General features: G+C 55.5%; 19 protein-coding genes, 1 pseudogene and 1 riboswitch. Of the genes and pseudogenes, 11 read left to right on the forward strand and 9 right to left on the reverse strand.

Annotated elements, in window-relative coordinates; translation table 11 throughout:
- Positions 1–69: 69 nt before the first annotated feature.
- From EAH77_RS04130 to EAH77_RS04155, 6 genes and pseudogenes are all read right to left on the reverse strand, one after another.
- On the reverse strand, positions 70–1512 hold the full coding sequence (locus EAH77_RS04130; RefSeq protein ID WP_140470547.1) for a glycoside hydrolase family 1 protein: 1443 nt from the start codon (positions 1510–1512) through the stop codon (positions 70–72).
- 56 nt (positions 1513–1568) lie between these two features.
- Positions 1569–1892, reverse strand: coding sequence for a PTS lactose/cellobiose transporter subunit IIA (locus EAH77_RS04135; protein ID WP_140470863.1), 324 nt, complete (start codon positions 1890–1892; stop codon positions 1569–1571).
- Between the two features lie 33 nt (positions 1893–1925).
- Entirely contained in the window at positions 1926–3251 is a 1326-nt protein-coding gene (locus EAH77_RS04140; protein WP_140470548.1) for a PTS sugar transporter subunit IIC, read from the reverse strand.
- A gap of 248 nt (positions 3252–3499) precedes the next feature.
- Positions 3500–3679: a hypothetical protein gene (locus EAH77_RS04145; RefSeq protein WP_140470549.1), complete on the reverse strand. Its 180-nt coding sequence runs from the start codon at positions 3677–3679 to the stop codon at positions 3500–3502.
- Between the two features lie 333 nt (positions 3680–4012).
- Positions 4013–5973, reverse strand: a pseudogene (locus EAH77_RS04150) (glycoside hydrolase family 127 protein).
- A 55-nt stretch (positions 5974–6028) separates the two neighbouring features.
- Complete coding sequence (locus EAH77_RS04155; RefSeq protein ID WP_140470864.1) at positions 6029–7420, reverse strand: MFS transporter; 1392 nt, start codon at positions 7418–7420, stop codon at positions 6029–6031.
- 298 nt (positions 7421–7718) lie between these two features.
- Between EAH77_RS04155 and EAH77_RS04160 the strand changes: the two genes are divergently transcribed.
- The 3 genes from EAH77_RS04160 (at position 7719) to EAH77_RS04170 (ending at position 10373) form a co-directional block, all read left to right on the forward strand.
- Positions 7719–8534: an AraC family transcriptional regulator gene (locus EAH77_RS04160; RefSeq protein ID WP_140470550.1), complete on the forward strand. Its 816-nt coding sequence runs from the start codon at positions 7719–7721 to the stop codon at positions 8532–8534.
- Between the two features lie 105 nt (positions 8535–8639).
- Positions 8640–9326 carry a GntR family transcriptional regulator gene (locus EAH77_RS04165; protein ID WP_140470551.1) on the forward strand — a complete coding sequence of 229 codons (687 nt, stop codon included), beginning with the start codon at positions 8640–8642 and terminating at the stop codon, positions 9324–9326.
- Between the two features lie 183 nt (positions 9327–9509).
- The gene (locus EAH77_RS04170) at positions 9510–10373 is read left to right on the forward strand and encodes a hypothetical protein (protein WP_140470552.1); all 864 of its coding nucleotides are present in this window, start codon (positions 9510–9512) and stop codon (positions 10371–10373) included.
- A 19-nt stretch (positions 10374–10392) separates the two neighbouring features.
- Here EAH77_RS04170 and thiD read toward each other — a convergent pair whose 3' ends face one another.
- Both thiD and thiM read right to left on the reverse strand, forming a co-directional pair.
- A complete protein-coding gene (gene thiD, locus EAH77_RS04175) occupies positions 10393–11211 on the reverse strand; it encodes a bifunctional hydroxymethylpyrimidine kinase/phosphomethylpyrimidine kinase (RefSeq protein WP_140470553.1) in 819 nt (272 codons plus the stop codon).
- Entirely contained in the window at positions 11208–12002 is a 795-nt protein-coding gene (thiM, locus tag EAH77_RS04180; RefSeq protein ID WP_140470554.1) for a hydroxyethylthiazole kinase, read from the reverse strand. Before thiM ends, thiD begins: the two co-directional genes overlap by 4 nt.
- Before the next feature lie 34 nt (positions 12003–12036).
- Positions 12037–12139: riboswitch (TPP riboswitch) on the reverse strand.
- A gap of 74 nt (positions 12140–12213) precedes the next feature.
- Here thiM and EAH77_RS04185 point away from each other — a divergent pair.
- Together EAH77_RS04185 and yegD are read left to right on the forward strand one after the other, a co-directional pair.
- Positions 12214–12639, forward strand: a complete 426-nt coding sequence (locus EAH77_RS04185; protein ID WP_140470555.1) for a GNAT family N-acetyltransferase — start codon at positions 12214–12216, stop codon at positions 12637–12639.
- A gap of 188 nt (positions 12640–12827) precedes the next feature.
- Positions 12828–14180, forward strand: coding sequence for a molecular chaperone (gene yegD, locus EAH77_RS04190; RefSeq protein ID WP_140470556.1), 1353 nt, complete (start codon positions 12828–12830; stop codon positions 14178–14180).
- A gap of 80 nt (positions 14181–14260) precedes the next feature.
- On the opposite strand, the gene EAH77_RS04195 is transcribed toward yegD, so the two are convergent.
- Positions 14261–15214, reverse strand: a complete 954-nt coding sequence (locus EAH77_RS04195; protein ID WP_140470557.1) for an aldo/keto reductase — start codon at positions 15212–15214, stop codon at positions 14261–14263.
- A 217-nt stretch (positions 15215–15431) separates the two neighbouring features.
- On the opposite strand from EAH77_RS04195, the gene EAH77_RS04200 reads away from it, so the two are divergent.
- From EAH77_RS04200 to baeR, 6 genes are read left to right on the forward strand one after another with little or no spacing between them, the layout of a single operon-like run.
- Positions 15432–16697 carry an MdtA/MuxA family multidrug efflux RND transporter periplasmic adaptor subunit gene (locus EAH77_RS04200; protein WP_431306747.1) on the forward strand — a complete coding sequence of 422 codons (1266 nt, stop codon included), beginning with the start codon at positions 15432–15434 and terminating at the stop codon, positions 16695–16697.
- Entirely contained in the window at positions 16697–19846 is a 3150-nt protein-coding gene (locus tag EAH77_RS04205) for an MdtB/MuxB family multidrug efflux RND transporter permease subunit (RefSeq protein WP_140470559.1), read from the forward strand. The genes EAH77_RS04200 and EAH77_RS04205 overlap by 1 nt, the downstream gene beginning before the upstream one ends.
- Positions 19843–22947 (forward strand): multidrug efflux RND transporter permease subunit MdtC, encoded by a 3105-nt coding sequence (mdtC, locus tag EAH77_RS04210; protein ID WP_140470560.1) that lies wholly within the window; start codon positions 19843–19845, stop codon positions 22945–22947. The genes EAH77_RS04205 and mdtC overlap by 4 nt, the downstream gene beginning before the upstream one ends.
- On the forward strand, positions 22944–24419 hold the full coding sequence (gene mdtD / locus EAH77_RS04215; RefSeq protein ID WP_140470561.1) for a multidrug transporter subunit MdtD: 1476 nt from the start codon (positions 22944–22946) through the stop codon (positions 24417–24419). Before mdtC ends, mdtD begins: the two co-directional genes overlap by 4 nt.
- Positions 24416–25801 (forward strand): two-component system sensor histidine kinase BaeS, encoded by a 1386-nt coding sequence (baeS, locus tag EAH77_RS04220; protein WP_140470562.1) that lies wholly within the window; start codon positions 24416–24418, stop codon positions 25799–25801. The genes mdtD and baeS overlap by 4 nt, the downstream gene beginning before the upstream one ends.
- On the forward strand, positions 25802–26521 hold the full coding sequence (gene baeR, locus EAH77_RS04225) for a two-component system response regulator BaeR (protein WP_140470563.1): 720 nt from the start codon (positions 25802–25804) through the stop codon (positions 26519–26521).
- Positions 26522–26611: the final 90 nt, after the last annotated feature.

Genomic DNA, 26611 nt, shown 5'->3' on the forward strand with positions numbered 1-26611 from the left:
CAATCCTGTACCTTATATAACGAAAAAGGGTGGCCATCGCCACCCTCTATTTTTAGTCTCACTGGAATATTAGTATTCAATATGGCCATTGAGATCTTCGCCATTACTGGCAATCACCCGCTGATACCAGAAGAAACTTTTCTTGCGGTATCGCGCCATATCTTTCAAGTCATGCTCATCGCGGTTCACGTAAATAAACCCGTAACGTTTACTGATGCCCTGATGAGTACTGACTAAATCGATGGCCGACCACGGGCAATAACCAAAGAGTTCGACGCCGTCGGATATTGCCAGTTTTAACTGCTCAATATGAATACGCAGATAATTAATGCGGTTATCGTCGTACACTTTTTTGTCGGCCGTCAGCTTATCAAATGCCCCCAGACCGTTTTCGGTAATGATCAGCGGCATGGCATAGCGTTCATATATTTCACGGCAGGTGACACGAAAACCGACCGGGTCGATATACCAGCCAAACTCGTTATGCTCGAGATGCGGATTATCCACACCGAGATAAACATTTTTATAGACGCCAGCCAGCTGCTGGTCTTCCACGGCGCGCGGATCTTTTTTCTCTCCGGCATGAGTATTCGGCGCGTCAGCTGCCACGGTGGTCGAGGCATAATAGTTGAATGCGATGAAGTCCGGTTTCCCCTGGCGCAGCACCTCCATGTCACCCGATAATATCTCCGGCAGCAGGGACTTCTCTTCGAGGAAACGCCACACCAGGGCGTTATAACGCCCATGGCAGGCTAAGTCGAGATATAGCCAGTTGCGGATAGACGAGTAATTTTGCGCAGCAATATTGTCTTCCGGTTTGGAGCTGGCGGCATAAATACAGGAGATATTCGGTGCCGGTCCAATTTTCGCCTGCGGTAATAAAGTGTGGCAGAGAATCATGGCTTTGGCCTGCGCCAGCATCATGTGGTGATTCTGCTGATATAAGGCTTTCTGCGGATTTTCGGTGTTGGGATCCAGCGTGCCTATCACATCGCCTTTAAGGATCATCATGTTTTGTTCATTGATGGTCAGCCAGTATTTGACCCGGTCACCGTACAATTCGAAAGTGGTTCGCGCGTAGCGTTCAAACGCATCAATGGTCTGCCGGTTAGACCAGCCGCCCTGCTGTTGCAGCGCATAGGGCAAGTCAAAATGGTACAGCGTGACCAGCGGCTCAATGCCTGCGTTACAAATCTCGTCGATTAACTGGTTATAAAACGCCACGCCCTGCGGGTTGATTTCGCCGTCTCCGGCAGGAAACAGGCGGCTCCAGGAAATGGAGAAACGGTAGGTTTTCAGTCCCAGTTCTTTGAACAGAGCCACGTCTGTTTTGAAGTGATGATAGTGGTCGCTGGTGACTTTAAAGTCGCTGATATTATCGGGAAACGTCGCCATATCAATGACCGAAGGGCCTTTCCCCTCCTGATCCCATGCGCCTTCAACCTGGTAGGCCGACGTGGATGCTCCCCATAAAAAATCAGCGGGGAACGGTTTGGTTTGCTTGTAAATCATCCTTATCACCTCTTGTCATTTTAGCTTTGGAGAGTATCCGGTGGTGGCTACCGGCCTCAGCGTGACTGCCTGAGACTGTCGATTTCCTTATGCAGATAGATTATTTCTTCGGCCATTTCCCGACATAACAGGGAGTTCATTAAGTGATCCTGCGCGTGGACCATGATCAGATTGACCGGGATTTTTCCGCAGCCTTCATCGGCACCAATCAGCTCGGTCTGGATCTGATGGGCGCGTTTACCGGCCTGCGTGGACTGCACCAGCAGCGCCTCAGCCTGCTGCCACTCTTTTTTGCGGGCCGCCTGTAAGGCTTCCATCGCACATGAGCGGGATTCCCCGGAGTAGATGATAAGTTCCATCACCGTGGTTTCCATATCCATCTGTGTGTCCATCGTATTGCTCCCCTTGGCGGCTCAGGCCTGTGGCTGAGTCAGCGTCTGTTTCTCTTCCTGCTCTGGCGGATTTTCCTGTTCGAGCAGCTGTTTTTCATAGGCTTTAAAGAACGGATAGTAAATCACTGACGAAATGGCGATGAGGATCAGCACCAGTGCAGCGGCGCGCAGATCCCAGCCCGTTGACCACGCGGCACCAATCGGTGCGGGTGCCGTCCAGGGCACCACCGAGATCACTTTACCTACCCAGTCGGTGCGGGTGGCAATGTAGGCAATCACAGCGTTGACCAGCGGTGCGGTAATAAACGGAATGAATAAGGTCGGGTTCATGACGATCGGCGAGCCGAAAATCACCGGTTCATTAATATTAAAAATGCCGGGGATCAGGCTGAGTTTACCGATAGAGCGCAAATGCGCCGAGCGGCTGCGCAGATAGAGCAACACCAGCCCCATGGTCGAACCGGAGCCGCCAATCACAATAAAGAATTGCCAGAAGGGCTCGATGAAAATATGCACCGGCGGCTGGCCAGAGGTGAGCAACTCCTGATTAATACCCAGGTTAGTTAACCAGAATGCCTGCAACATGCCGCTGATGATCACCGCGCCGTGAATACCGGCAAACCACAGTAGATGGCAAATCAATACGGCAATCAGAATGGCCGGTAAGGTATCGGCGGCGGAGATAATCGGACCAAACAGCGCCATAATGGCCTGTGGTAATAGCATATCGAATTGATATTGAATAAACAGGCTCAGCGGATACAACGTCAGTACCACCGCCATAATTGGAATGAGTAAATCGAAGGACTGTTTTATTTTCGGCGGAACTTGATCCGGCAGTTTAAAACCGATATTTCTGACTTTTAAAAACCGCGCTAATTCTGTGGTATAAATCGCCACCAGCACGGCGGTAAATATCCCAACTCCGCCCAGACCCAGCGTCGGCAGCATTTTATTCACCTGCGGCGATGCCACCAGCATAAAGGACATCAGCGATAACATGGCGGTCATAAAGGGATTAAGTTTGTAGCTGGCCGCGAGATTATAGGCGATAGCGGCGGTGATATATATCGACATGATCCCCATGGTCATATTGTAGGGAGTTAATATCACTTCCTGATATTTCACTGACATCGCCAGCCACCAACGGGCGAATGCCCAGCCGCTGTCGGGGGAAAAAGGGGGGTACGCAAAAACCAGCAGGAACGAGCCGACAATCATAAATGGCATGGCCGAAATAAACCCATCCCTGATTGCCATAATATGCCGCTGACTGGATATTTTGCCCGCCATCGGACTAATTTTATTTTCGATAATACCGAACAAGACATCACTGGCATGAGACATAAATTTCCCCTATGGCACAAGCATGGTAAGAGCATCGGGTAAATATTGACCGTCGGGGATAATACTGCAACCGGTTTCAGAAACCGGTTGCGGTTTTGTGATTGGCTTCATAAATAAATGTATTACGCAGGAAAGTCTGGGATTTATAGGGGAATTGGGGCTAAAGGAAATGATGAAAGGGAAATGACACAGCCTACCGATGCAGACTCACTGCACAGCAGGCCATGGTCGTGCTCAGCTAATTAGATTCAGCCTTTAGTCACGGAGACAATGTCTTTGATCTGGCTAAAGTTGGAGTTGCCGTGATCGGTTTTGACTGTTGGGTAAACGCGTTCCCCTTTTTTCACAAAGCCAGTTACCACGTGGGTAGAACCGCTCTTAACAGTCAGAACATCACCAATACTGATTGAACTTTCGACTTCGCTCATAACAATCCTTAACACTTACAATCGCTTAACTTCAGGGTGTCCAGTTAATACCTATAAAGAGTAGGCCTTTATCCCACACATAACCAGCGGCATCGCCCTGAGCGCCGCAATAGCTCACCCGATAGTCACTCGCCTAGGAAAATTCCTGAAGACTTCCCCCTAAGTCAAATTATGGAAAGTTGTACTTGAACGTGTAATACCGACAGTTATTATAAGTGTGCAAGCACTTATCCCCCTATAGGTCATTGCATCTCATTGGACTATCCCCTCGTAAGGTATTACGACATCCCGCCATCCTTGAGCGGGATTTTTTTTGCCTGCCATTTGGCGGTCTCAACCTTCGTTAATCCACACGCGCATCTCCCCTTCCCCACGATTCGCCCAGCTGAAATAGGGAACAAAGGTCAGGGTTTGCGGCTGCAACTCAGTCGCAGTCGGATTGAAACTGTAGAGCGGCTGTTGGGCGGCCTGCGTGGAATTAACCCTCACCCCGCGGGTCTGCAACAGGATTTTTCCTTTGAACAGACCGCTGCCGGCAATCAACCTGAAGGATGCGTGTTCCGGCAGTTGCACATTGTGCAGTTCGCTACCGTTATCGGCCTGTTCGAGGCAATAGACCAGCGGTCCACGCTGAATCGCCACTTTTCCGGCCACATGACGCAGCAACGGATTGCCCTTGACCCGCGTTACCGGCATGGGCAGCGCCAGTTGCAAAACATCGCCGTTCTGCCAGTGACGCGTCAGACGCACGTAACCACGCTGTACATGACCGCGTAGCTCCTGCGGCTCACCGTTAACCAGCAGCTGTGGGCTGGCGCACCAATCTGGCAAACGTAGCGCCAGCGTGGCCTCCAGCGGCGCCGTGGTTTCCAGTTCAATATTCACCGTGTCATGCCATGGGTAACCGCCACTCTGTTTGAGACGCAGGGTTTCGCCATCGACATCGACTTCCACGTCACTGCCGATATAGAGATTAATATCCACCCCGTCATTGCGGCGGGTATAAATATAACTGCCGAGTGAGGCCAGCAGACGGCGATATTGGGCGGGCAGCAGGCGCAGCCGAACCAACGCTGGCGTACCGGTTTAACGTGGTCATAGATATGGTTGAACTGAATACTTTTCGGATGCACTTCCAGCGGATTGACGTAGAAGAAGTGCTTACCGTCAAGCGCCATACCGGCCAGCACGGTGTTATAGAGTGCACGCTCCATGACATCGCTGTAACGACTGTCGGCCTCCAGCTGCAACATGCGGTTGGCGAACATCATCAGGCCAATGGATGCACAGGTTTCGGTGTAGGCGGTATCGTTCGGCAAGTCGTAATCACAGCTGAATGCCTCGCCGCTGCTTTGCGAACCGATGGAGCCGGTGATGTACATCTGGCGCTGGGTCATGTTTTCCCACAGCCTCTGACACACCTCTCGCTTTTCCTGATCCTGGCTGAGGCGCGCCAAATGTGCCACACCCGCGTAAAGGTAGACGAAACGTACCGCATGGCCGATGGCGGTCTTCTGTAACGCAACCGGCAAATGCGCCTGGCTGTACGCCTTGTCTTTCACCATCCATGCCGGGCCGTGAATATTCCAGTGTGAAGTGCGCCCGCGTTTTTCAAACTCAAGATCGTAAAAATGAGGCTGCGTACCGCGCTGTTCGACGAAATAACGGGTCAGTTCAAGATAACGCGGCTCGCCAGTGGCCTCGTACAGCCGCATCAGCGCCAGCTCAATTTCCGGGTGACCGGGATAACCCTGAATCTGGCCCTTTTCCGGCCCGAATACCTGCGAGATGTGGTCAGCCAGTTTGCATACCACCTCCAGCAGACGGTTTTTCCCGGTGGCCTGCGCATAGGCTACCCCCGCCTCAATCAGGTGCCCGGCACAGTACAGTTCGTGGCATTCCGCCAAATTGCTCCAGCGCAACGCGGGCGCTTTGACGGTGAAATAAGTATTCAGGTAACCGTCAGGCTGCTGCACGGCAGCCACCAGTTCAATCACCCGGTCCGCCGTCTCTTCCAGTGCGGCATCCGGGTTTTTCACCAACAGATAAGCGACGGCTTCCAGCCATTTCGCCACATCACTGTCCTGAAAAACCATACCGTAAAACTCACCATCACTCTGTCCGGCAGCGATACGGAAGTTTTCAATCGCATGGCTCGGTTCAGCCTCCGCCACCTGGTCATTGAGCGCCAGCCACTGATACGGCACCACCACCTCTTTAACCAGACGCTGATACTCGAGCCAAAACGCATCGGTTATCTGGACTTTATCCAGTGGGACCTCAAGGCAATCTATAGGATGAAAAGACATGCAACCTCCTGAAATGGTGTCGTTAAACAATGTCGTAAAATCAAATTTTGCTGGCCAGCTCGCCGGACATGCGGTTGAGCAGGCGGTTATCGAGCTTGCAGAAAGTAATGGTGATCGCCAGCAGCAGATGCAGTGCGGCAGGCAGCAGCGTTTCAAACAGCCGGATACCGGTCAGCGACGCTGACGTTTGATGGTCAACCCCGGCCTGATAGGAAACCAGAATAAACACCAGCGCGATGATCCCGGCGCTCGAGGCCCATGCCAGTTTGATGAAAAACAGATTGAAGGCGAAGTTCATGCCGGAAGAGCGGATGCCGTTTTTCCAGTGCCCGTAGTCGTCGGCGAACGCCATGATGGAAAAGTGCAGCGGCAGCGTGAATCCCAGGATCACGCAGTGCACAAAAATGATGCCCAGCCACAGCGATTGCCACTGCTCACCCACGGGCATAAACCACAGCAGCAGCGAGAACACCGCCAGTATCAGGTTAGTGAGCATATACAAACGTACCGTGTCGATAACTTTGGTCAGTTGATTGACAATCACCGCGCCAAGTATCGACGCCAGCGTCACCATGCCAAAAAACAGCGAGGCATAACCTGCGCCACCTTTGAGCACATAGGTGATGAAATACATGTAGCCGCCGCCACGTAGATTGAAGACGTTGATCAACAGGAAAGACATCAGCAGCACCAACAACAGCTGATCATTTTTCAGCATGCCGCGAATATGCTCGCGCACGCTGAACTGGCCGAGCATCGACAAAGGCAGACGTTCACGTACGGTGAAAAAGCACCACAGGAACATCACAACGGCGACCGTGCATAACAGACCGACACCTTGCTGATAGCCGAGTGCCGCATCGCCGTGACCAAAATATTCCACCAACCACGGCAGCCCCACCGAGACTAAAAAACCGGCTACGCCGCACAGCACAAAGCGCCACGCCTGGCAGGAGATCACTTCGCGGTGATCGGTGGTCATGGTGTTGATCAACGCGCAGTAAGGCACGTTGATCGCTGTGTAAGAGACAGAGAGCAAAAAGTAAGTGAAGAACGCGTAGGCAATTTTGGCGTCTCCGCTAAGACCCGGCACGGTGAAGGTCAGCAACCCGACCACGCCAATCGGCACGGCAATCCACAACTGCCAGGGACGAAAACGCCCCCAGCGGCTTTGCGTACGGTCCGCCAGAATTCCCATCAGCGGATCGGAGATCGCGTCGATAATGCGCAGGGAAATGAACAGCGTGCCGACAATCGCCGGGGTCAAACCGAAAATATCGGTATAGAAAAAGGTCAGGAAATTGGCAATCAGGCAGGTAATAATGGTGCCGCCGGCATCACCGAGTCCGTAACCTATTTTCTCGCTGACCGTTATTCGGCTACTTTTTTCTTTAATCCGCGCAGGGGACGTATCAATTGAAATTGTTGGCATCATTTCCTCGCTTATATTTATATTTTTTATTCGTAGCAATAAGAAACAGGCAGCCATAACGTAATTTTTTATGGCATCAGGACGTTTTTAAATACAATAAATAAGGTACGTCCTTAATCTGGCATGGACGTAAAGCACAACAAGTGGCGGATCAAGTAGTAAAAAGGGACGATTCCGACCTGTCTCGGGTTTTGTGAAGCGGATCAAATCCTGCACGACCCAGCCGACTAACCGAACGCCACTCTGCTAGCCTAAAACCTTCCAACAGCCCTCTCTCATGACTTAACCGGAGAATGAAATGCTTTCTATTCCCGTAAGTTACCCGCTGCGTGTGCAAAACGGTGGCCTGTTTATCTCACGCGGTGTCGGCACACATCCGACTCGCACGCTCACCTCATTTGAGTTGATTTACGTGGTGCGTGGATCACTGTCACTCCAGGAGGAACAGACCCGTTTTGATTTGCACGCCGGTGAAAGCTTGATTTTATTTCCCGGCAGAAAACATCAGGGCATGGGCATATTCGACGCGCAATTAAAATTTTATTGGCTTCACTTCGATATTTTACAACATCAGCAAAATAATCCCTCTTTGCAGCTGGATATTCCACAGCACTGTAAAGTTCGCGATGCCGAAAGAATATTGGCGCTGTTCAGACTTTTTTTAAATGAACAGCAGCGCGGCGCGCAAAGCCCGTCGCTGGAATTATTTCTGCTGTTATTATTACAGGAAGTCGGGCAGGCTCCGGCCGGTGTGCCTGACCCCGATGGCCCCGGTGTGGCGCTGGCGTATAAAGCCCGCCAGTTGATTGCCACCCGCTATCATCAGCCGCTGGGTACCGCTGAACTGGCGGCGCTGCTGCACTGTAACGCGGACTACCTTGGGCGAGTTTTCCGTTCTACCTTTCATCAGACCCTGACCGATGCCCTGCACCAGCAGCGCGTCTCGGCGGCAGAAAGCCTGCTGCTGACCGATAGCGGCAGTCTGGCGGAAGTGGCGCGGCGCACGGGTTTTAATGATGCCGCTTATTTCAGGCGAGTATTCAGCAAACTGTTAGGGATAACCCCGGCGGCGTATAAAAAAAGATACTGCCGTGAACATATCAACTCGGATTAATCTCTCATCGGACCTGTTATAAACAACGGGGTAACAATCTCAAAATCCTGAGAAAAGTCATGATACTATTGCGCTATTCCCGCTGCTGAAAATGTCAATTTACCTATGACTGAATCCTACGAATTTCTCAATAACATGCCGGTAAATCAGCAGATCTACCGGACCCTGCGTCAGGACATCGTCACCTGTGTGATCCCGCCGGGAACGCTGTTGTCAGAGAAAGAAATTTCGTCGCGCTTTAATGTCTCACGCCAACCGGTGCGTGAAGCCTTTATCAAACTGGCGGAAGCCGGTCTGGTGCAGGTACTGCCCCAGCGCGGGACGTTCGTGATGAAGATCTCCGCCAAACGCGTGGCCGATGGCCGTTTCATTCGTGAAGCGGTGGAAACGGCGGTAGTGCGCCGCGCCGCCGTGGTCGCAACCCCTTATGATCTGGCGCTGTTAGAACACAATCTACAACGCCAGCGGCTGGCGGCGAAAAGCCAGCAAACACAGGAGTTTTTGCTGCTGGACGACGAGTTTCACCGCACCATCGCGCAGATCATCGACTGCCGCCTGGCGTGGGAAACCGTCGAGCATATTAAAGCCACCATGGACCGCGTGCGTTTCTTAACCCTGAGCAAAGTCTCCCCGCCTGAGAGTCTGATCGAGCAGCATGACAACATTTTTGCCGCGCTGAAAGCCCATGATCCTGATGCCGCCGAGCGCGCCATCCGCATTCATCTGCAAGAGATGATCTCCACCATCACGCCCATTGCCGAGCAAAACAGCGACTGGTTCGAGACCGAGTAACCGCCGGGCGTCCTGCATTTTCGCAACGCCAGCGACCACAGGCAGCGAGCCGCACGATAAAGACGCCCACTCCAGCAGCCTTGAGGATTTACAAAAAAATGCCGTTTATGTTAGCCATGACATAAATTTGTATAACAACTTACGCTAAGCTGTAAACCATGTGCTTTCCATGGAATTTTTGTTATGCCGTCTGCTGCGCCGTTGAAATCCGATATATTGAAAAAATGCTATTACAGCGCCGAAGAGACGCTCTCGCTGGGTCTGCTGGATGTGGAGAAAATCGAACAGATCGCCCGCGATCTGGATATCGCCGAGAGTGAAAAAGAGCACTATGTCACCGGCTGGATGGGTCAGAACAGCGTGGTGCTGGTGCGAAATTATCAGGATAAGCGTGGTACCTCCAACGGGCTGGTGATGTCGCGCGGCCAGCGCTACAAGCTGAGCGTGCAAGCCATTAAATTCCGCATTCCTAAATTCCTGTTATGGATAACTCTGCGCCGCCGCCCGCGCACCATGTCCGTGGTGGGGTATACCCGCCTGGGTGAACAGGCCAGCGGCTTGCAGCAGTTTCACAATATTCTCGAGCCAGAGCTTAAACAGCAGTTGGAAACCGACTGGCGCGAGCTGAACGACTATCTCGGCATGGCATGCTGGCAGATGGAGAACAACCAGCCCTTGTGGCGGGAATTACAGCGCGAAATCACGCCTCAGGCATTATGGTTTCTGGCTGACAGCAATTGGTTCAGCGGTAAAAAACTGCAAAAAGACGGTGACTGCGAGGGGCTGTGGGCACATAACCGCTTCCTGGCCCGCCGCACGGGTGAGCACGCTGCACTGCTGATCTCATGGCGTGATGAAGAGAATGATGACATCGCCAGCTATCTGTTTGAGCGCGTCTCTTCGACGCAGATTCGTCTCTCCCTGCGCCCGCGCAAAGAGGAAAAATTCTACCCGCTGAACCCGTTTGATGCCGTGCATCTTATGCAGGCGCTGACGCTGTTTCAGCAGGCAGAATCTGAGATTTGTCACGATAAGATCCGCGCCTGACCTGGCGAATTAACGCCCGCTACCACCATTGATGGAAATGATGTACCGGCCCGCAGCCGTGGCCGACCTCCAGCGAATCAGCTTGCATCAGCGCCTGTTGCAGGTAGGCTTTGGCGGCCTGCACGGTGTCCGGCCAGTTTTCATGGCGCGGGCGCAGTGCCGCCAGCGCCGCCGACAGCGTACAGCCGGTGCCATGAGTGTGCCGCGTATTGACCCGCGGGGCGGTAAATCGCTGGCGGCCATCGCGCATAAACAGCCAGTCCGGGCTTTCCCCCCCTTCACTGTTTTCACTCGCCTGCAAATGCCCGCCTTTCATCAATACCGCCCCACACCCCATCGCCAACAGCGCTTCGCCCTGCTCACACATCTCCTGTTCGTTCTGCGCAATGCCGCACGCCAGCAAGGCAGCGGCTTCCGGCAGATTCGGCGTAATGATCGACATCTGCGGCAGCAGTAACCGGCGTAACGCCTCGACCGCATCCGGCTGCAATAACGGATCACCGCTTTTCGCCAGCATCACCGTATCGAGCACCACAAACGGCAGCCCGTAGTGCTTCACTCTTTCCGCCACCGCTTCCACAATGTCAGAGTTCGCCAGCATGCCGATTTTCGCGCTGTCGATACGCACATCGCTCAAAACCGAATCCAGCTGCGCCGCCACAAACGCCGGTTCGATGTTGTACACCGACTGCACACCACGGGTATTTTGCGCCACCAGCGCGGTGATCACGCTGGTGCCATAGGCTGCGAGGGCGGAGAAAGTTTTGAGGTCGGCCTGAATGCCGGCGCCACCGCTCGGGTCAGTACCGGCAATCGTTAATGCGTTGATGCGCCTCATTGCAGCGCCTCCCCGTCCAGCAGATAAAGATTATCCAGGAACGCAGGAATGAAACTGCCCGGCCCACGTACCTGCTGGCAGGCCAGTTCACCGGCACAGGACATCACCCGGCACGCAGCCGCGACATTCTCCAGCCGCTCACCCGGCAGCGCAACAAAGGCCGCTACCACCGCCGACAGCGAGCAGCCGGTGCCTACCACGCGGGTCATTAGCACATGCCCGCCGTGCACAGCCAGACAACGTTCGCCATCGGTCACGTAATCAACCTCGCCGGTGACGGCGACAATCGCCCCGGTTTGCTGCGCCAGTCTTTTTGCCGCAGGCAGTGCCGAGAGGGAATCATCGCCGCTGTCGACGCCGCGCCCGGTAGAGGTCATCCCACTGAGTGCGCGGATTTCAGAAGCATTGCCACGGATAGCAGCAGGGGTGAGTTTAATGAGTTCAAGACAGAAGTCAGTTCGCAGCGTCAGTCCGCCCACGGCCACCGGGTCGAGCACCCAGGGCTTTCCGGCCAGATTGGCGGCCTGAACCGCCGCGCGAATAGCGTCGATCTGAGGGTGGGTCAGCGTACCGACATTCACCAGCAGCGCATCGGCTATAGAAGCAAACTGCGCCGCTTCAATTGGGTCCACCACCATCGCCGGTGACGCACCCAGTGCCAGCAGCACATTTGCGGTAAAAGATTGCACCACGTCGTTAGTCAGACAATGCACCAGAGGCGCGGCATTACGCAGGGTTTGCAAAGCACCGGCAGCACGTGCGCCGGAAAAATCGACAGGTCGGATAGTCATATGTCTCCCCACCGGCGCTCAAGAAGGCGGTATCGGGAGAGATACCTGACTTCCCTACGCTGGCATAATCCAGATCAGGTAATACGGGTAAGATCTCAGCCCTTTCTTTTGCAAGAGGGGCACCCCGAGTCAACGAAAGCCATTATTGGTGGGCGCAGCAGGAAGATCAACCTACAATCATCCGAAGACAGTAACAACGGAGAACAATCCCTTGCAGATACGCCCTTACGAGGAAGCCGACCGGCCTTTTTTACGCACGCTCTATCTGGCGTCGCGCAAAGATACCTGGACGTGGATGGAAACAGAGGATTTACAGCTGGAGGATTTTGACCGGGCAACCCTCGGCGAAACGGTGATCGTCGCCGTTCGCGACGGCAAATTAGTCGGCTTCGCGTCGATATTCACCCAGGAGAATTTTCTGCATAACCTGTTCGTCGACCCCGCCGTTAAAGGCACCGGCGCAGGCACTGCGCTGCTCCACGCCGCCGAAGCCATGCTCACCGGCACAGGCGCATTGAAATGCCTGATCAAAAGTGAAAAATCCGTGGGGTTTTATCTGGCCAAAGGGTGGGAAATTGTCGCCGAGGGCGAAAGCCCAAAAGGGGACTACTACCTGTTTCATTTTTTAAAGAAATAGACCCCGACAGGCTACCTGTTACCACACCGGTTAAAAATCTCCGCTTCTTTCGCTCAGCACATCGTTGAATCTGAATGGCCAGGTTTCAGGTGCGGGGGCGTGGCCATGCCCGTAACCGAGAAGTTGAAGTTGAATTTGCATGCAAAAGCGCATACAGTCCTGCCCCTTCTTTGGCATGGGGAACAGTAATGTTTATTGGATTTGACTACGGCACCGCAAATTGTTCAGTCGCCGTGATGCGCGATAACGACGCCCATCTTTTGGCGTTAGAAAACAACGATCCTTATTTACCCTCCATGCTGTGTGCGCCTACGCGCGAAGCGGTCAGCGAATGGCTGAGCCGTCACGGGCAGGTTCCGGCTGGCAGTGATGAAAACATTGCACTGTTACGTCGCAGTATTAACTTTAACCGCGAGGAAGATATCCCGGTTAATGCCAACAGCGTGCATTTTGGCCTGCAGGCTCTTTCTACTTATATGGAAGACCCGGAGGAAGTCTATTTCGTGCGCTCACCGAAATCCTTCCTCGGTGCGAACGGCCTGAAGCCGCAGCAGATTGCGCTGTTTGAAGACCTGGTGTGCGCCATGATGTTCCACATCAAGCGCCAGGCAGAAGCCTCCCTGCAAGACACCATCGAACAGGCGGTGATTGGTCGCCCGATTAACTTTCAGGGCATGGGCGGTGAAGAAGCCAACGCGCAGGCGCAGGGGATTTTGCAACGCGCCGCTGAGCGGGCCGGTTTTCGCGATATCGCTTTCCAGTTTGAACCGGTGGCCGCAGGTCTTGATTTCGAAGCTACGCTGACTGAAGAGAAAACCGTGCTGGTGGTCGACATCGGCGGCGGAACCACCGACTGCTCGGTACTGCTGATGGGCCCACAGTGGCGTGACAAGGCTGAACGCCAGCAGAGTTTGCTCGGCCACAGCGGGTGTCGCGTGGGCGGCAACGATCTGGACATCATGACCGCGTTTAAACAGCTGACGCCGCAATTCGGCATGGGCAGTGAAACGGCGAAGGGCATTGCCATTCCGTCCCTGCCTTACTGGAATGCGGTGGCCACTAACGATGTACCTGCGCAACTGGATTTCTACAGCGTGGCCAATGGCCGCATGCTGCGGGATTTGATCCGCGATGCTGCCCAGCCAGCGCAGATAAAACGCCTGCTGAAAGTGCATCAGCAACGTCTGAGCTATCGTCTGGTGCGTACCGCCGAAGAGAGCAAGATCGCGCTGTCCGAACGTGAAAACGTCACCGCCGCACTGGACTTTATCGAAGCCGGTCTGGCGGAAAATATCAGCCAGCAGCAGTTGAGTGAGGCGATTGCGCAACCGCTGGAACGCATTCAGGAGCAGGTAAATCTGGCGCTCTCCACCAGCAATATTACGCCGGACGTGATTTACCTGACCGGTGGCAGCGCACGCTCACCGCTACTGCGCGCCGCATTACAGGCCCAGTTACCGGGTATTCCGCTGGTGGGTGGCAATGATTTTGGCTCGGTCACCGCCGGACTGGCACGCTGGGCACAAACCTTGTTCCGCTAAATCCCTGCCATTTGAATGTGAAAAAACCGCCTGCGTGAAGTGAACACCGCAGGCGGTTTTTTTACATTGATAAGAGTGAGTTACCAGCTACTGGCTTCATTTAGCAGACGGATATCGGCATCATCCAGCGTCAGGTCTGCGGCTTTTGCCAGCTCATCCAGCTGTTGCAGTGAAGTCGCGCTGACGATTGGCGACGTTACACTCGGACGGGCAATCTGCCACGCCAGCGCGATTTGCCCCGGCTTGGCATTATGTTTCTCCGCCACCTGATCGAGTGCTGCCAGAATTTTCAGGCCACGCTCATTGAGATAGGTATCCACCACTTTTGAGCCGCGCTGACTTTTACTGGCATCGGCTTTGGACCGGTATTTCCCGGTGAGGAACCCGCTGGCCAGCGCGTAAAAGTTGATCACCCCCAGACCATGGTCAGACACCACTTTCTCCAGATCCTCTTCATACACTTTGCGGTCGCACAAATTATACAGCGGCTGAAGGGTTTCATAGCGCGCCAGATTGTTGTCTTTACTGACTTTCAGTGCTTCAATCAGGCGTGGTGCGCTGTAGTTGGAAGCCCCGACGGCGCGCACTTTGCCCTCTTTAATCAGCGCATCAAACGCGGCCATGGTGTCGGCCAGCGGGGTATCCGCATCGTCGTCGTGGGACTGATACAGGTCGATATAATCCGTTTGCAGGCGCGTGAGTGATGCCTCAACCGCTTGTTTGATATAACGTGGCGAGAGGCCAATTTTGCCTTCGCCCATCGGTTTGCCCACTTTGGTGGCCAGGATAATCTGGTCGCGCTTACCGGTTTTTTTCAACCAGTTACCGATGATAGTTTCCGACTCACCGCCCTGATGGCCTTCCACCCATGTGGAATAGACGTCGGCGGTATCAATAAAGTTAAGTTTGTGTTCAAGCAAGGCGTCGAGAAGGCTAAAAGATGTCGATTGATCCACGGTCCAGCCAAAGACGTTACCGCCAAAAGTTAACGTCGGTACCCGAATGCCTGAACGCCCCAGTTCTCTTGTACTCATGACATGCTCCCTTTTTAAGGTCAGATTAAAAATTGCTTTGTTTGTGAACCATTAGCTTCAGAAGAATAACAGTAGCACTTCACACAATATTGTCAGGCGTGGGAAGGCGTTAAATTGTTAATGGATGAAAGTGACTCCTTATTTCCTCCATTTTTCATCTGCCGACAATAGCTACACTGTGGCCAGACCAATAGGTTCAAATTGTGATCAATTTACCATTAATAAAAAGAGTGAAATTGTGCGAAAAAGCCCCCTGCGATTTTTAATTATCCTGCTGGTGTTGATTATTACCGCCCTGGGCATCGGTTATTTCTATGTGAGTCACCCGAATTCGCACAGCATAAAAGCTGACACGCCCAATGCGACAAATGCCGCAAGGCCTGGCGGCGGACGCCGCAATATGCCGCTGCCGCCGGTTCAGGCAGCGATGGCGACCGAAAAATCCGTTCCTCAATATCTCAGCGGGCTGGGCACGGTCACGGCATCCAATACCGTGACCTTGCGCAGCCGGGTTGACGGCCAACTGATGGCGCTGCACTTTACCGAAGGCCAGCAGGTCAAAACCGGCGATTTACTGGCGGAAATTGACCCACGCCCGTATCAGGTTGTGTTGACCCAGGCGCTGGGGCAGCTCAATAAAGATCAGGCGACGCTCGATAACGCCCGCCGGGATCTGACGCGCTACCAGCAACTGGTCAAAACGAATTTGATTTCACGCCAGGAGCTGGATACCCAGCAGTCGCTGGTACGCCAGAGCGAAGGCGCCGTGGCGGTGGATCAGGGCGCCGTTGACAGTGCCAAACTGCAACTGACCTACAGCAAGATCACCTCACCGATCGATGGCCGCGTTGGCCTGAAACAGGTGGATATCGGCAATATTATCTCCAGCAGCGACACCACCGGCATTGTCGTGCTGACGCAAACACAGCCCATTGACGTGATTTTCACCCTGCCCGAGGCCAGTATCAGCACCATCGTCCAGTCACAGCAAACCGGCCAGCCGCTTAGCGTAGAGGCCTGGGATCGCACCAATCAGCATCAACTGACACAGGGCACGCTGCTGACACTGGATAACCAAATCGATGTAACCACCGGGACCATCAAACTCAAAGCGCGCTTTGATAATCAGGACAATGCGCTGTTTCCCAATCAGTTCGTCAATGCCCGGCTAAAAATAGGCACGCTGCAAAATGCCGTGGTGGTGCCGACGGCAGCGGTGCAAATGGGTAACGACGGCCACTTCGTCTGGATAGTCGACAGCGACAAAAAAGTGAGTAAACACATCATCACCACGGGCATGCAGGACAGCCAGCAGACCGTGGTCATCGCCGGGTTGAGTGCCGGGGAGAACGTCGTAACCGATGGCATTGACCGCCTGACCGAAGGCGCTACCGTCGAGGTTATCCAGCCCGAAACCGCCGCACAGGCTGCCGCTGCTGCCGATAAAGCGGCTGAAAAACATCATCACCAAAGGAAGTCCTGATGCAGGTGATGCCTGACAAACCTCAGGGCGGGCCATCACGGCTGTTTATTCTGCGCCCGGTGGCCACCACACTACTGATGGTCGCCATTCTGCTGGCCGGGATTATCGGCTACCGCGCCCTGCCGGTAGCGGCCCTGCCGGAGGTCGATTACCCGACCATCCAGGTGGTGACGCTCTACCCGGGAGCCAGCCCGGATGTCACCACCTCGGCCATTACTGCGCCGCTGGAACGCCAGTTCGGGCAGATGTCTGGCCTGAAGCAGATGCAGTCGCAAAGCGCCGGGGGGGCATCGGTCATCACCCTGCAATTCGGGCTGGAACTGCCGCTGGATGTCGCCGAGCAGGAAGTGCAGGCCGCGATCAACTCCGCCACCAATTTACTGCCCACCGATCTGCCTAACCCACCGGTTTACAGCAAAGTTAACCCGGCCGATCCGCCGATCATGACGCTGGCGGTGACCTCCAGCGCTCTGTCGATGACGGCGGTGGAAGATCTGGTGGAAACCCGTGTGATGCAGAAACTGGCCCAGGTCAGCGGCGTCGGGCGGGTGAGTATTTCTGGCGGGCAGCGCCCGGCAGTGCAGGTGAAACTGAATGCACCGGCCATGTCAGCCCTCGGGCTGACCAGCGAACAGGTGCGCACGGCCATCGCCGCAGCTAACGTCAATTCCGCCAAGGGCAGTTTTGACGGCCCGGAGCGCTCGGTGATTTTATCCGCCAATGACCAGATGAAAACCGCCGCCGATTACCGCGCGCTGGTGGTGAGTTATAAAAACGGCGCACCGGTGCTGCTTAGCGATATTGCCAGTGTCGAACAGGGGGCCGAAAACAGTAAACTGGCCGCATGGGCTGATACACATCCGGCCATCGTGCTGAGTATTCAGCGCCAGCCGGGCGCTAATGTGATCACCACCGCCGACAGCATCCGGGCGATTTTGCCCACGCTGCAACAGAACCTGCCGAAATCAGTCCATATCGAACTGGTGACTGACCGCACCGTCACCATCAGGCACTCGGTCAGCGACGTGCAGTTCGAGTTATTGCTCTCCGTGGCGCTGGTCGTCATGGTGATGTATCTGTTTTTACGCAATATCGCCGCAACGCTGATCCCCAGTGTGGCCGTCCCGCTGTCGCTGATTGGCACCTTTACTGCCATGTATTTTCTGGGTTTTTCGGTCAATAACCTGACGCTGATGGCACTGACCATCGCCACCGGTTTTGTGGTCGATGACGCTATCGTGGTGATCGAAAATATTTCGCGTTATATTGAGAAAGGCGAAACGCCGCTCAATGCCGCCCTGAAAGGCGCGGGCGAAATTGGCTTCACCATTATTTCCCTGACCTTTTCGCTCATTGCCGTGCTGATCCCGCTGCTGTTTATGGGCGATATCGTCGGGCGCTTATTCCGCGAATTTGCCGTAACGCTGGCGGTAGCGATTCTGATCTCCGCCATCGTCTCGCTGACCCTGACCCCCATGATGTGCGCCCGCATGCTCAGCCATGAGTCGCTGCGTAAGCAGAACCGTTTTTCCCGCGCGTCGGAGCGGATGTTCGAGCGCATTATTGCCACCTATGGCCGCGGCCTGACGGTGGTGCTGCGTCATCAGTGGCTGACGCTCGGCGTGGCGCTCGGCACGCTGGCGCTGACTGCCCTGCTGTATATTTTGATCCCCAAAGGCTTTTTCCCGGTGCAGGACAACGGGCTGATTCAGGGCACTCTGGTCGCGCCGCAGTCGGTGTCATTCAGCAATATGGCCAGCCGTCAGCAGCAGGCAGCGGCAATTATTTTGCAGGACCCGGACGTTGAGAGCCTGACGTCGTTTATCGGCGTGGATGGCACCAACCCGACGCTCAATACTGGCCGGTTACAGATTGCCCTCAAGCCACTCAGCGATCGCCATGACCGGGTAGACACCCTCATTCCGCGCTTACAGCAAGCCATTGCCAAAGTGCCTGGCATCACGCTGTACCTGCAACCGGTGCAGGATCTGACCATCGACACTCAGGTGGCCCGCACGCAGTATCAGTTCACCTTGCAGACCCTGACCACCGATTCGCTCGGGCGCTGGGTGCCACAATTACTGGATACTCTGCGCGCCCTGCCGCAATTGCAGGATGTGAGCAGCGACTGGCAGGATCAGGGGCTGGAAGCCTATATCAAGGTGGATCGTGACAGTGCCAGCCGCCTGGGCATCAGCATGACCGATGTCGATAACGCGCTGTACAACGCCTTCGCCCAGCGGCTGATCTCCACCATTTATACCCAGGCCAACCAGTACCGCGTGGTGCTGGAACACGAGACCGCACAGACGCCGGGCCTGAGCGCCTTGCAGGATATCCGCCTGATGGGCAGCAATGGCACCAGCATCCCACTCAGCGCCATCGCGCAAATTGAGCAGCGTAAAACGGCGCTCTCGGTCAATCATCTGGATCAGTTCCTGTCGGCCAGCGTGTCGTTTAATGTCGCCCCCGGTTATTCCCTCGGTGAAGCGGTGGACGCCATCAAGCAAGCTCAACAGCAACTGGCACTGCCCGCCGATATCAGCGTCCATTTTCAGGGCGCAACGCTGGCGTTTGAGGCTGCATTGGGCAGCACACTGTGGCTGATTCTGGCCGCCGTGGTGGCGATGTACATCGTGCTCGGCGTGCTCTATGAAAGCTTTATTCATCCGGTCACTATTTTGTCGACGCTGCCGACGGCGGGCGTGGGCGCACTGCTGGCACTGATGTTGGCAGGCAGTGAGCTGGACGTGATTGCCATCATCGGCATTATTTTACTGATCGGCATCGTGAAGAAAAACGCCATCATGATGATCGACTTCGCGCTGGCCGCCGAGCGCGATCACGGCATGACGCCGTATGACGCCATTTATCAGGCCTGTTTGCTGCGCTTTCGGCCCATTCTGATGACCACACTGGCGGCGTTACTTGGCGCATTGCCGCTGATGCTCAGTACTGGCGTTGGTGCAGAACTGCGGCGACCGTTGGGGATCTGTATGGTCGGCGGACTGCTGGTCAGTCAGGTGCTGACGCTGTTCACCACGCCGGTAATTTATCTGCTGTTTGACCGGCTGGCGCGCCGTATACGCCCGCACGCCTATCCTCACACCGGGCAACCGCAGCCAGATGTAGAGCGGCCGCCGCGATGAAATTCTTCGCGCTGTTCATCCACCGGCCGGTCGCCACCACCTTGCTGACGCTGGCGATTGTGCTGGCAGGCATACTGGGTTTCCGGCTGCTGCCGGTAGCGCCACTGCCGCAGGTGGATTACCCGGTGATCTCAGTCACCGCAACGCTGCCGGGCGCTGACCCGGAGACCATGGCCGCATCGGTCGCCACGCCGCTGGAAAGCACGCTGGGCCGCATTGCCGGTATCAATGAGATGACCTCCGTCAGTACGCTCGGCAGCACGCGTATTACGCTGGAATTTGATTTTGACCGAGATATCAACGGTGCCGCACGCGACGTGCAGGCGGCGATCAACGCCGCGCAAAGCCTGTTACCGACCGGCATGCCAAACCGTCCGACCTACCGCAAAGCCAACCCTTCCGATGCCCCGATCATGATCTTAACCCTCACATCGGATACCTACAGCCAGGGGCAGCTGTACGATTTCGCCTCAACACAATTAGCGCAAACCCTTTCACAACTGGACGGCGTGGGTGATGTGACCGTCGGCGGCAGTTCGCTGCCTGCGGTGCGGGTCGATCTCAACCCGCAAGCGCTGTTCAATCAGGGCGTATCGCTCGATGCCGTGCGTCAGGCGATTGCCGCCGCCAACGTGCGCAAGCCGCAGGGCGCGATGGAAGATGAAAACCAGCGCTGGCAGGTCCGCACCAACGATGCGCTGAAAACCGCTGAAGAGTACGCACCGCTGGTGGTGCACGTCAGTAATGGCAATACCGTGCATCTGCGCGATGTCGCCACCGTCAGCGACGGCGTGCAGGACCAGCGCAACGCCGGGCAAACCAGCCTTGAAAAGGGCGGCGTCAGACCGGCGATTTTGCTGCTGATTCGCCGCAGCGCTGACGCCAATATTATCGCCACCGTGGACGGTATCCGGGCGGAGTTACCCCAGCTGCGCGAGGCGATTCCGGCGGCGATCAGTTTGCAGGTGGCCCAGGACCGCTCCCCCACCATTCGCGCCTCACTCGACGAAGTAGAAGCCTCACTGAGTATCGCGGTAGCGCTGGTGATTCTGGTGGTGTTCCTGTTCCTGCGCTCCGGGCGCGCGACGCTGATCCCCGCTGTCGCCGTACCTGTGTCATTGATCGGCACCTTTGCGGCAATGTATTTGTGCGGCTTCAGCCTGAATAATTTGTCACTGATGGCGCTGACCATCGCCACCGGTTTTGTGGTCGATGACGCCATCGTGGTGCTGGAGAATATTTCGCGACATATCGAAGCGGGTATGAAGCCGATGGCTGCCGCATTGCAGGGGGTCAGAGAAGTTGGGTTTACCGTGCTGTCGATGAGCCTGTCGCTGGTGGCGGTGTTTATTCCACTGTTGCTGATGAGCGGTTTGCCGGGGCGGCTGTTTCGCGAATTTGCCGTCACGCTGTCTGTCGCGATAGGCATTTCACTGCTGGTTTCGCTGACCTTAACACCGATGATGTGCGCCTGGCTGTTGCGTCCTTCCGCCCTGCCCCCGCCGCCGAAAAAACGCGGTGTCAGTTCGCTGCTGCTGCGTATGCAACAGGGCTATGGCCGTTCACTGAACTGGGTGCTTAACCATGCCCGCTGGGTCGGTATAGTGCTTGTGGCGACTATCGCGCTCAACGTCTGGCTGTATATCGCCATCCCAAAAACCTTCTTTCCTGAGCAGGATACCGGCCGGCTGATGGGCTATATTCAGGCCGACCAGAGCATTTCGTTTCAGGCGATGCGCGGCAAGATGTCGGACTTTATCCGCCTGGTGAGCCAGGACAACGATGTCGCCAACGTCACCGGCTATACCGGGGGTTCGCGCACTAACAGCGGCATGATGTTTATTTCGCTCAAGCCGCTGTCGGTGCGCAAGAGTAATGCGCAGGAAGTGATTGCGCGTATCCGTACTGCTGCGTCTCAGGAAGCCGGGGCCGGACTTTATCTCTCGGCGGTGCAGGACGTGCGCGTCGGCGGGCGGCAGGGGAATGCCAGTTACCAGTACACCCTGCTGTCAGACAATTTGCAGGATTTACGCCAGTGGGAACCCAAAATCACCACCGCGCTCGGCGCGTTATCAGAGCTGGCCGATGTCAGTTCCGATCAGCAGGATCAGGGCGCGGAAATGCAACTGACCTACGATCGCGCCACCATGGCCCGGCTGGGTATTTCGATTTCCGCTGCCAACGCGCTGCTCAATAACGCCTTTGGCCAGCGCCAAATATCCACCATTTATCAGCCACTGAACCAGTACAAAGTCGTGATGGAAGTCGCACCGCAATATACGCAGGATGTCAGTTCGCTCGGTAAAATGTTTATCATCAACAGTGCAGGGGCGTCAGTGCCACTCTCCGCTTTCGCCAAATGGCAGCCCGCCAACGCGCCGTTGCAAGTGAATCACCAGGGAATGTCAGCAGCGGCGACCGTGTCATTTAATTTGCCGGAGGGCGGCAGTCTGTCGGAGGCTTCTGCAGCGATTGACCGCACCATGACTCAGCTCGGTGTGCCTGCAACCCTCCACGGGCAGTTCGCCGGTACCGCGCAGGTGTTTCAGGACACGCTGAAATCTCAGTTGCTGCTGATCATCGCCGCCATCGCCACGGTCTATATTGTGCTCGGCATACTGTATGAAAGTTATATTCATCCCCTGACCATTCTGTCGACCCTGCCCTCGGCAGGCATGGGTGCGCTGTTGGCGCTGGAGTTGTTCAGTGCCCCCTTCAGCCTGATCGCCCTGATTGGTATTATGCTGTTGATAGGTATCGTGAAAAAAAATGCCATCATGATGGTAGATTTCGCCCTCGACGCGCAGAGACGTGGGAAGCTCACCGCCCGCGAAGCCATTTTTCAGGCCTGCCTGTTGCGTTTTCGGCCCATCATGATGACTACGCTGGCCGCGCTGTTTGGTGCTCTGCCGCTGGTGCTGACGTCCGGCGACGGTGCGGAACTGCGCCAGCCGCTGGGCATTACCATCGTCGGCGGTCTGGTCGTCAGCCAGTTGCTGACGCTGTACACCACGCCGGTGGTTTACCTGTTCTTTGACCGGCTGCGTAGCCGGTTCAGCCGACAATCGCGGCATATATCACTTGCTGAGACAGACCCATGACATCACCTTCAGAGATAACAGACTCTGCGCCGCCCGCCCCGCTGCCACCCTCGGTGCGCTGGCAGCTGTGGATTGTGGCCTTTGGCTTTTTTATGCAGGCGCTGGATACCACCATCGTCAATACGGCGCTGCCGTCAATGGCGGCCAGTCTCGGCGAAAACCCACTGCACATGCACAGTGTGGTCGTCGCCTATGTACTGACCGTGGCGGTGATGCTGCCCGCCAGCGGCTGGCTGGCGGATCGGGTTGGCGTCAAATGGGTGTTCTTCTCGGCCATTGTGCTGTTTACCCTGGGTTCGTTGCTGTGCGCGCAATCGTCCAGTTTGCAGGAGCTGGTGATGTCCCGCGTGGTTCAGGGAATAGGCGGTGCCATGATGGTGCCGGTCGGACGGCTGACGGTGCTGAAAATCGTCCCACGCAGCGAATATATGGCAGCAATGACCATGGTGACGCTGCCCGGTCAGGTCGGCCCACTGCTTGGCCCGGCGCTCGGCGGTTTTCTGGTGGAGTACGCCAGCTGGCACTGGATCTTTCTCATCAATCTGCCGGTCGGTCTGGCCGGAGGCATCGCCACGTTAATGATTATGCCCAATTACCAGATGCAGACCCGGCGCTTTGATATCAGCGGTTTCGTGATGCTGGCCGTCGGCATGGCGACCCTGACGCTGGCGCTCGACGGTAGCCGGGGTCTCGGCCTGTCACCGTGGCAGCTGGTGCTGCTGGTGGCGGTCGGTCTGGCATCGCTCGGGATTTACTGGCTGCACGCACGCGGTAATCTGTCGGCGCTATTTTCACTACGCCTGTTCCATACCCCGACGTTTAAAATTGGTTTGATCGGCAGTTTCCTCGGGCGCATCGGCAGCGGCATGTTGCCGTTTATGACACCGGTTTTTCTGCAACTCGGCATGGGGTTTACGCCGTTTCACGCAGGTCTGATGATGGTGCCGATGGTGCTCGGCAGCATGGGGATGAAACGAGTCGTAGTGCGGCTGGTGAACAAACTCGGTTATCGCCGGGCGCTGGTTACCGCCACCTTATTACTGGCGCTGATCACCCTGATCTTCCCGTTTGTGGCGATTTATGGCGCATTCTGGATGATCCCAGTGGTGCTGTTCTTCCAGGGTATGGTCAACTCACTACGCTTCTCGTCGATGAATACGCTGACACTGAAAGACTTGCCATCGCGTCTGGCGAGCAGTGGCAACAGCCTGCTGTCGATGATCATGCAGCTGTCGATGAGCCTCGGGGTCAGCGTGGCGGGGATTTTGCTCGGCCTGTTCGCCCACCAGCAAGTGGTCGCAGGCAGTGCCACGATGCACAGCGCCTTCCTTTACTGTTATTTATGCATGTCACTGGTTATCGCCCTGCCCGCCTGGGTATTTTCACGCGTCCCCAATGACGGCCTGAAAAATGCCCTGATTGACCGCCGCCGCGCACAGGCCGGTTCACCCGACCCAATGAGAAAATCATGAGACCTGGAATCACTGCCAAGCTATTTATGGCCATTTTCTTCACCTGCGGCCTGGTGTTAATCACCATGAACTGGGGCGTAAGAATGAGTTTTGAACACGGATTTATCGACTATATCCGCCAAAGTAACGAGCAGCGGGTGGAGCTACTGGCCGATACCCTGCAGGAGCAGTACAAGCTGCACGGCAGCTGGGAGTTTCTGCAAAAAAACGACAAGCTGATCTACCAGATCATGCGCTCGTTTGAACAAAACAACGGCAGCAGCCTGCCGCCGCAGGGCTGGCGAACCAAATTCTGGATCCTCGACAGCCATGATCAACGCATCGGCGGTTCAGACCTGCCCATTCCGCCGGATATGAAAGGCACCCGGCGCGTGATGAACGTCAACGGCGTGAATATCGGCACCGTGCTCTCCACGCCCGCCGAGCGGTTGACGCGCAATGCGGACATCAACTTCGACCGCCAGCAGAACCGCACCAGCTGGATCATTGTCGGCTTTACCGCCCTGCTGGCGGCGGCTGTCACCTGGCTGCTGTCGCGCGGTATGCTGGCCCCGGTCAAACGACTGGTTCAGGGGACACATCAACTGGCGGCCGGGAACTTCAGCAGCCGCGTCAAGGTGGACAGTCAGGACGAACTCGGCAAGCTGGCCCAGGACTTTAACCAGTTGGCGATGACGCTGGAGAAAAATGAGCAGATGCGACGTGCCTTCATGGCCGATATTTCCCACGAGCTGCGCACGCCGCTGGCGGTGCTGCGCGGTGAACTGGAAGCCATGCAGGACGGCGTGCGTAAAATGTCTCTCGACTCACTGATTTCGCTACAGTCGGAAGTCTCTATCCTGACCAAGCTGGTGGATGATCTGCATCAACTTTCGCTCTCGGATGCCGGTGCGTTGGCGTATCGTAAAGAAGAGATCGACGCGGTGCATTTGATTCAACTGGCGGAAGCCGGTTACCGCGATCGTTTTCACCACAAGCAGCTGACACTCGCCACCCAACTACCGGAAAAAATCATGCTGTTTGGGGATCCACAGCGTCTGTCGCAACTGTTCAATAATCTGCTGGAAAACAGCCTGCGCTATACTGACAGCGGGGGTGGCCTGGACATCATCGCCAGCAAACGAGATAAATCGCTGCGCATCCTTTTTCAGGACAGTGCACCAGGTATTAACGATGAGCAGTTGCAGCATATTTTCGAACGTTTTTACCGTGCTGAAGGGTCGCGAAATCGCGCCAGTGGCGGTTCCGGTTTAGGTCTGGCGATTTGCCAAAATATTGTTGAAGCCCACGGCGGGCGGATCAGCGCCAGCCATTCGCCTTCCGGCGGCGTCTGTATCACTCTCAGTCTGCCGCTTTCTATTCCCCTTGGACCGAGAAACTGAATGAATTCTTCTGTGTTGTCCGGCCCTGCGCCGCTACAAATTTTAATTGTTGAAGATGAGCCAAAGCTCGGTCAGTTATTGGTTGATTACCTTGAAGCCGCCGGTTATGCCACGCAGTGGTTGTCCAACGGCAATGACGTGGTGCCACTGGTAAAAGCGCATCCTCCCGCCATGATCCTGCTGGATTTAATGCTGCCGGGCAGCAGCGGCCTGAGCATCTGTCGCGATATTCGTCAGTTTTCCGATATTCCGATCATGATGGTCACCGCCAAAACCGAAGAGATCGACCGCCTGCTGGGGCTGGAAATCGGCGCGGATGACTATATCTGCAAGCCTTACAGCCCACGCGAAGTGGTCGCCAGAGTCAAAGTGATCCTGCGCCGCTGCGTACGTCCAAGTGATAGCCCGGCGGAGGATTTCGGCCTGCATATCAATGAAGCCTGCTTCCAGGCCAGCTATCAGGGCCATGAACTGGACCTAACTCCGGCGGAATTCCGTCTGCTGAAAACGCTGTCGGTGAAACCGGGTTACGTCTTCACCCGCGAAGTGTTGCTCAATAATCTCTATGACGATTACCGCGTGGTGACAGACCGCACTATCGACAGCCATATTAAGAATTTACGCCGTAAGTTGGAGTCTATCGACGGCGATAAGGCCTTCATTCGTGCTGTTTATGGCGTCGGCTACCGCTGGGAAGCGGAGCCATGCAGGATGGTCTAAAAAAGACGGCTATGCATAGAAATGTAAATCTGGTGCAAGTCTGTCTGGCAGATCACATTTTTGCAGATAAAAACGGCGGCCAACGGATCG

Source organism: Ewingella americana (assembly GCF_006438725.1).
Lineage (GTDB): Bacteria > Pseudomonadota > Gammaproteobacteria > Enterobacterales > Enterobacteriaceae > Ewingella > Ewingella americana_A.

Excerpts from the sequence above, each read along its gene's own strand:
- EAH77_RS04130 (WP_140470547.1), bottom strand. The coding sequence starts at position 1,512 with ATGATTTACAAGCAAACCAAACCGTTCCCCGCTGATTTTTTATGGGGA.
- EAH77_RS04135 (WP_140470863.1), bottom strand. The coding sequence starts at position 1,892 with ATGGATATGGAAACCACGGTGATGGAACTTATCATCTACTCCGGGGAA.
- EAH77_RS04140 (WP_140470548.1), bottom strand. The coding sequence starts at position 3,251 with ATGTCTCATGCCAGTGATGTCTTGTTCGGTATTATCGAAAATAAAATT.
- EAH77_RS04145 (WP_140470549.1), bottom strand. The coding sequence starts at position 3,679 with ATGAGCGAAGTCGAAAGTTCAATCAGTATTGGTGATGTTCTGACTGTT.
- EAH77_RS04155 (WP_140470864.1), bottom strand. The coding sequence starts at position 7,420 with ATGCCAACAATTTCAATTGATACGTCCCCTGCGCGGATTAAAGAAAAA.
- EAH77_RS04160 (WP_140470550.1), top strand. The coding sequence starts at position 7,719 with ATGCTTTCTATTCCCGTAAGTTACCCGCTGCGTGTGCAAAACGGTGGC.
- EAH77_RS04165 (WP_140470551.1), top strand. The coding sequence starts at position 8,640 with ATGACTGAATCCTACGAATTTCTCAATAACATGCCGGTAAATCAGCAG.
- EAH77_RS04170 (WP_140470552.1), top strand. The coding sequence starts at position 9,510 with ATGCCGTCTGCTGCGCCGTTGAAATCCGATATATTGAAAAAATGCTAT.
- thiD (WP_140470553.1), bottom strand. The coding sequence starts at position 11,211 with ATGAGGCGCATCAACGCATTAACGATTGCCGGTACTGACCCGAGCGGT.
- thiM (WP_140470554.1), bottom strand. The coding sequence starts at position 12,002 with ATGACTATCCGACCTGTCGATTTTTCCGGCGCACGTGCTGCCGGTGCT.
- yegD (WP_140470556.1), top strand. The coding sequence starts at position 12,828 with ATGTTTATTGGATTTGACTACGGCACCGCAAATTGTTCAGTCGCCGTG.
- EAH77_RS04195 (WP_140470557.1), bottom strand. The coding sequence starts at position 15,214 with ATGAGTACAAGAGAACTGGGGCGTTCAGGCATTCGGGTACCGACGTTA.
- EAH77_RS04205 (WP_140470559.1), top strand. The coding sequence starts at position 16,697 with ATGCAGGTGATGCCTGACAAACCTCAGGGCGGGCCATCACGGCTGTTT.
- mdtC (WP_140470560.1), top strand. The coding sequence starts at position 19,843 with ATGAAATTCTTCGCGCTGTTCATCCACCGGCCGGTCGCCACCACCTTG.
- mdtD (WP_140470561.1), top strand. The coding sequence starts at position 22,944 with ATGACATCACCTTCAGAGATAACAGACTCTGCGCCGCCCGCCCCGCTG.
- baeS (WP_140470562.1), top strand. The coding sequence starts at position 24,416 with ATGAGACCTGGAATCACTGCCAAGCTATTTATGGCCATTTTCTTCACC.
- baeR (WP_140470563.1), top strand. The coding sequence starts at position 25,802 with ATGAATTCTTCTGTGTTGTCCGGCCCTGCGCCGCTACAAATTTTAATT.